At 50.7% G+C, this 5,702-nt stretch carries 6 protein-coding genes; 1 reads left to right on the top strand and 5 read right to left on the bottom strand.

Features of this window, described 5'->3' with window-relative positions:
• Positions 1-44: 44 nt before the first annotated feature.
• From FC20_RS08985 to FC20_RS08965, 5 genes are read right to left on the bottom strand one after another with little or no spacing between them, the layout of a single operon-like run.
• Positions 45-749 carry an ABC transporter ATP-binding protein gene (locus FC20_RS08985; RefSeq protein ID WP_008461450.1) on the bottom strand — a complete coding sequence of 235 codons (705 nt, stop codon included), beginning with the start codon at positions 747-749 and terminating at the stop codon, positions 45-47.
• On the bottom strand, positions 746-1,627 hold the full coding sequence (locus FC20_RS08980; protein ID WP_236697663.1) for a FecCD family ABC transporter permease: 882 nt from the start codon (positions 1,625-1,627) through the stop codon (positions 746-748). The genes FC20_RS08985 and FC20_RS08980 overlap by 4 nt, the downstream gene beginning before the upstream one ends.
• 2 nt (positions 1,628-1,629) lie before the next feature.
• Positions 1,630-2,508: a heme ABC transporter substrate-binding protein IsdE gene (gene isdE / locus FC20_RS08975; RefSeq protein WP_008461454.1), complete on the bottom strand. Its 879-nt coding sequence runs from the start codon at positions 2,506-2,508 to the stop codon at positions 1,630-1,632.
• A 2-nt stretch (positions 2,509-2,510) separates the two neighbouring features.
• Positions 2,511-3,299: an NEAT domain-containing protein gene (locus tag FC20_RS08970; RefSeq protein ID WP_008461456.1), complete on the bottom strand. Its 789-nt coding sequence runs from the start codon at positions 3,297-3,299 to the stop codon at positions 2,511-2,513.
• Positions 3,292-4,641 (bottom strand): NEAT domain-containing protein, encoded by a 1,350-nt coding sequence (locus FC20_RS08965; protein ID WP_008461457.1) that lies wholly within the window; start codon positions 4,639-4,641, stop codon positions 3,292-3,294. The genes FC20_RS08970 and FC20_RS08965 overlap by 8 nt, the downstream gene beginning before the upstream one ends.
• Positions 4,642-4,834: 193 nt before the next feature.
• Between FC20_RS08965 and FC20_RS08960 the strand changes: the two genes are divergently transcribed.
• Positions 4,835-5,702: hypothetical protein (locus tag FC20_RS08960; RefSeq protein ID WP_056945379.1), on the top strand; the 868-nt coding region annotated here is incomplete at its 3' end.

Genomic DNA, 5,702 nt, shown 5'->3' with positions numbered 1-5,702 from the left:
AACAAAGGTTGGGGGAAGCAACTGGCGAAAAACGACTTGGCTAACTAGATTCGGGGGAATCGAACCCCAAACACAGCTTCAATAGTTTCTGGCGTAAGTTCTCCTGTCCGAACCTGGCCGCCTCTCACCAGCAGGACCTGATCGGCCAGCCTTTGGGCCAAACGCAGATCATGGATCACCAGGCAGATGGTCAGGCACTGCTCCTGGTTAAGTTTTTTTACTAAAGTAAAAAATTCTTCCTGAAAACGTAAGTCCATGTTGTTGGTTGGTTCATCTAATAGCAGTACTTGCGGCTCTTGAGCTAGGGCACAGGCCAGCCAGACCCGTTGCTTCTGCCCGCCGGACAGGGCCGACATTGGCCGCTCCCGCAGGTCGGTTAATCCAAGCTTATCCAGCACTTGTTCTACCGTCTGGTCCAACTGGTTGTTAAAAATCGAATAATAAGGCAAACGGCCTGCCGCCACAGCCTCTTCCACGGTTAGGTCCCCATAGAGCTGACTTTCCTGCTCCATCAGGGCCACTTTTTGGGCGAAATCTTTAGGTGAAAAAGCCTGATAGTCCTTGCCATCTAGAAGAAGCTGACCACTCTGCGGTTTTAGCTGCCGGGCTAGCAGTTTCAACAAGGTCGACTTGCCCGAACCATTTTCGCCGACAATGGCCGTAATCTGCCCTTCCGGAATTTCAAAGGACGCCTCGTTTAAGACGGGGCGTTTTTTGTATGAAAAAGTAACCTTATCAGCTGCAATCATGCTTTTCCCTCCCTGATCAGCAGGTAGATTAAGACTGGGCCACCCACAATGGCCAGTAGTAAAGTCGCAGACAGGTCGCCCAAGGCCAGACGACCGATTGTATCGGCTGCGGCTAAAATGGCGCTGCCGGCCAGCAGAGTCAGGGGCAGTTGATTTTTCCCCTTGGAATCCAGCAAGCGGGCTAGTTGCGGAGCTAAGATGCCTAAAAAGGACACCGGGCCCAGACTAGCTGTCGCCGCTGCCGCCAAAAAGGCCGCAATGGCTAAAAGGCCTAAGCGAAGCTTCCCCGCCTCCAGCCCCCAGGACTGCAATTTACTGTCGCTGAATTTCAAGTAGGTCAAACTTGGCGCCAAAATGGTTGCCGCTACCAAAAGCGGTACTGCCAAGAAGACTAATGTTAGACTGCTGGTCCAGTTGCTGGTGGCTAGGCTCATCCCATTTTGCCCCGTCACTTCTTCCAAGGCGCTAAAGGCCGCGTTCAAGCCCAGGCCTGCCAAAATCAGCCGGTCAGGAGAGATCTTTTGCGAAAAATAAAATAACAAAACAATGGTTAAACCGTCACCGACAAAGGCAGCAATGATCTTGCCCAAATATAAGCTGGGAAATAATATCCCAAAGACCAGGGCAAAAAAGTTGGCCGAAGCTGACACCCCAATGATGCCCGGGTCAGCCACCACATTGCGGAGAGCCGCCTGTAAAAGCAGGCCGCTAACCCCAACAGCCGCACCGCCAATGAGGGCCGCCAAGAGCCGAGGCAGACGGAGGTTGACGACAACCAAAGAGGCGCTAGTCCCTAAGTTCAAAAAGAGGGCCGCCAGACTGGTCAGGAAAATCGTGACTAATAAGGCTAAATAAGGCCAAAAATCTTTATTTTTCATCATTATTTCCCGGGAAATAACCACTGGCTGACCTGGCGTAAAGCCTTGGCCGCGTTGACATTCGCCGAGGCATTAAAGACTGGCTGCTGCAGATCATAAACCCGCTTATTCTTAACAGCGTCCATCTTGGACCAGAAGGCATTCTGCTTAAATTCCATCTTGAATTGCGGCAGGGTCACGCTTGGCAAGGCGTGCTCTAGTCGCAAAATCACATCCGGATTTTGCTGGGCCAGGGAGTCGCTGCTTGGGGTCAGGTAGGCCTTAGAGGACTTATAGATGTTCTCTCCGCCCGCCAAGGTCACCAAGCTGCCGATATAGGACTTGGCGGTCATGATCATGTAGCCAGAGCCCGGCACCCCCATCAAGATCAGGACTTTTGGCTTCTTTTTAGTCTGCCGCTTTTTGGCATAAGACTTGGCCGACTCAATTTCCTGAACGAAGCGATTGGCCTCTTTTTGCTTCTGGTACTTATTTCCCAGGCTCTTAACACTGGCTTCTAACTGGCCAACTGAGTCCAATTTCAAAAAAGTCACCGGAATGGCCTGCTTTTTAAAGGCGGCGCTATACTTACTCTTCAAAGTAGATACGGCATAAACCTGACTAGGGTTCAGCTCAGCGATTTTTTCTAGACTCGGCGCCATGGGGCTGCCCACCTTGGCTACGTTTTGGTAGCGCTTAGGCAAGGCCGCCTTGGTTTTCGGCACGCCGACCAAGTTGATGTCCAGCTTGGCAAAAATTTCAGCCAGGGCATTGCTGGTCACGACGACTCGCTCCTGCTTGGCCGCCTTTTGGTCGACATATTTTTTGGCAACCAGGCCGCTGGCGGCTACAACCAGGATTAAGCCTAAAAAGGCGAGAATGATTTTTTGACTTTTTTTCATGATTATTGTTCTTTCTGCTGCTTACTTTTCCGCATTAAATAAATCAAGCCCAAGATGTCCAAAACAAACAGGCTTAAGACCAGGATGCCGCCAAAAAGGAGGAAAAAGAAGTTGCGCTGGCTAGCCGCATTTACGGCTTGACTGCGCTGGTTCAGGGACTGGGCCCGGGCGGCTAAGATATCTTCTTTTTTGTCCAGCTTCTTTTCCTTGGCCTTGACCTCTTTTTCCAGATCTAGCACCTGCTTGGCTACGGCAGCGTCAGAACTAGAATTGTTAGTTTGACTAGCCTGACTGGTCTTTTCTTTGCTGGTCGAGTTTTGACTAGCAGTTTTTTGAGACGCAGAAGCCTTTTTCAAACTCGGCAAGGAAGCTTGATCAAATTTGAAACTAATTTGGTGGGTGGCCTGGTAAGTGCCAGGCACGTCAATCTTGATCTTGGAGGACACAGCCTTGGACAAATCCTGGCTGTAGAAACTATAGGCGTAGTAGTAAAAATTGCTGTCCTTGGTCTTTTTCACGTTGGACGGCGACTGCCCTGCCACCGACAAGACGGTGACTGGCCAAGCGGTCAGGGCCTTCTTGGTCTTGATCGTCATGGTGACCAGGTACTGGCCGTTTTGCACGGTCACCTCCGCCGGCCGGGCATAGTAGCCCGAGGCCATCGAGTTTTCGCTAGTGCCGTATTTATAAGTCTGGTAGCTGACTGATTGGGCGCCCACTTTTTCTCCTGAAAAAAGGCTCAGCCAGATCAAGGGGAGCAGCCAGACGATTTGCCATTTTTTGTTAGTCATGTTTTTTAATCTTTCTCTTGTAGAGGTAAAAAACGAGAATTCCTAACCCTCCAAGGTTGGCCAAAAGCAACAGGCTAATCAGGGGCAAGTAAGGATATTCCGCTAATTCTTGCTGAACCAAGGTGCCGGCCGGAGTCGCCTTAACCTGGCGAACGCCAGCCTTAGCCTCTTTTAGCGCCTGGGCCGTCTTGGACATTTGGCTGACTTCAGCGGGGCTGGATGATGCGAACGATGATGAACTTGTTAGCTCTGCGTCGCTAGTTACTGGATCACTAGTTTCCACTTGGCTAGCATCCGCGGTTTCAGCAGAACTTTCGCTAGTGGCTGCAGCTGGTACTGAAGCAGCCGGGGCAGAACTACTGCTTGCCACTTGGCCAGCAGAAAAACTGAAGATCACGTTAAAGAGCTGGTTGCTGATGTTGGCGATCGGCACGCTCATCTTGATCTGCCCTGACAGCTGCTTTTTAGCCAAATTATCCATGTAAAAGCCGTACTGCCAGTAATCGTAGCCGCCTTGCTGGTAGTGACGCTGATTCACCACGGCCTGCCCGTCCATGTTGACGGGGGTAAAAGTTGCGAGCTCGGACTTAACCTTGACGGTCATGGTCACTAGATAGCGGCTGCCCTTTTTCGCAACGGCCGCTTGGTGGGTGTAGTAGCCATCAGCGATGGAGAGGCCGGAACGGTCGCTCTTATACACCCGATAGGACAAGGAGTTAGGCGTGGTCGCCTTTTGCTTTTTAGCTGGTTTAGCCACTTGCTTTTTAGCAGCAGTTTTTTGACTAGATTGACTAGCTGACTGCGGCTTTTTAGCCGCTGAAGAACTAGAAGCTGACTGATTGTTTTCGGTCCGGCTGGTCCCCGTTTTCTTCACGCCCTCCTGCCAAGGTGCGAAGTAGTAGTCGGCTTTTTCACTGAAAACCGACCCATTCATCGCCAAATCGACCGTCAAGACGCCCAAATTGGCTTTTAACAGATAGGTCTTTTTGTCAAAAAGGAGGTCAAAACTATTGCCATCCTTAGACGCGTTGGCCTTCTGCCCCTTGACCCCCTGCAAGCTGACGCTCTTGACGACTTGGCTAGTCGTAGCCTGCGCCATGGCCAAAAAAGCCTTGGCTGCCTGGCTGTCAGAATTAACGTGCACCGCCACCTGGGTCACCTGGTCATCATTGACCGTGATTGTAGCCTGCTTGATAAAGCTGCTGGCTGCCGACTTGTCCGCCGTGCCCGTCTTGAGCAGGGTCATGTCGACGGTATAGTCGTCAGCCTTAACTGTTTGTGTTTGCAAAAGGAGCATCCCTGCTAAAAAGCTCAGGATGACCACGCACCATTTTTTCTTCATTGCTCTCCGTCCATCATGTAACCGCTTATCAACACTACAATTATAAGGACTTAGCCGTCGTAATTCAATAGTCTTCATTGATTAAAGTATATCAACTAGATATTTTTAAATTCTTTATTGACATATTTCACAGCTTATCAGATAATGATAGCGAATACAGAAATATTCAAATTTTGATTGAAGAGAGAAAAAAATGAAGAAAACTGCAACTATTCTTGCCTCATTATCACTTGCTTTGGGCCTGGCCGCACCGCTAGCACCAGCTGCATCAGCCTTTGCGGCAACGACCCAAACTCAAACCGTTAAGTCAGCCACTGTTGGCTTTAAGCTGTACAAGACTGGCACTACTGACGCCTCATCAGCCAGCCGCTTTTTGCCAAGCTCAGCCACTGTTTCCGGCGATACCTTGTCCCTCACTGTTTCTAAGGAATCAGCAGCCATGATCAAGTCCATGACCATCAACGGCGTGGCTGGCATAAGCACGACTAACTCTGACAGCTCAGTAACTTTTGCTTTTGCCAAGGCCTACAAGGCTGGTCAAGGCACGGTGAGCTTCGTGGTTGCCACTCCAATGGGCCAGATGACCAACAGCGCCGACATCGTTTTTGATGCTACGGACGGCGCCTACACAGCCAGCGCTCAATACCTGAACGCCAGCGACACCACTAAGACTTCAATGGCTGGCTCATACCTAGGCAAAAACGTTAGCGTAACTGTTACCGGCGGTAAGGTTAGCGCTGTAAAGCTGACTGTTTCCGCAGCTGGCGCGGCTGTTTTGGACAAGGTTACTATGAACGGCGTAGCCGGCACTCGCACTAACAACGCCGACAAGACTGCAACCTACACTTTTGCCGGTGGTGCCTACAAGGAAGGCAAGGGCGAAATCAGCTTCGAAGTTAGCGCCCACGCGGGTTCTGCCGTTTCAGCCGTTCTGGTTTTGGGCAGCTTGACTCCAGACACTAGTGCGAAGACCGCCACTGACACTAAGAAGACTACCGACACTAAGAAAGCCACTAGCAAGAAGGCTACCAAGAAGAGCACCAAGAAGGCTTCAAAGAAGG

The organism is Lactobacillus equicursoris DSM 19284 = JCM 14600 = CIP 110162, from assembly GCF_001434815.1.
Classification (GTDB): Bacteria; Bacillota; Bacilli; order Lactobacillales; family Lactobacillaceae; genus Lactobacillus; species Lactobacillus equicursoris.
The sequence above is the reverse complement of the archived record's forward strand: the minus strand, read 5'-3'. Positions and strand labels throughout refer to the sequence as shown.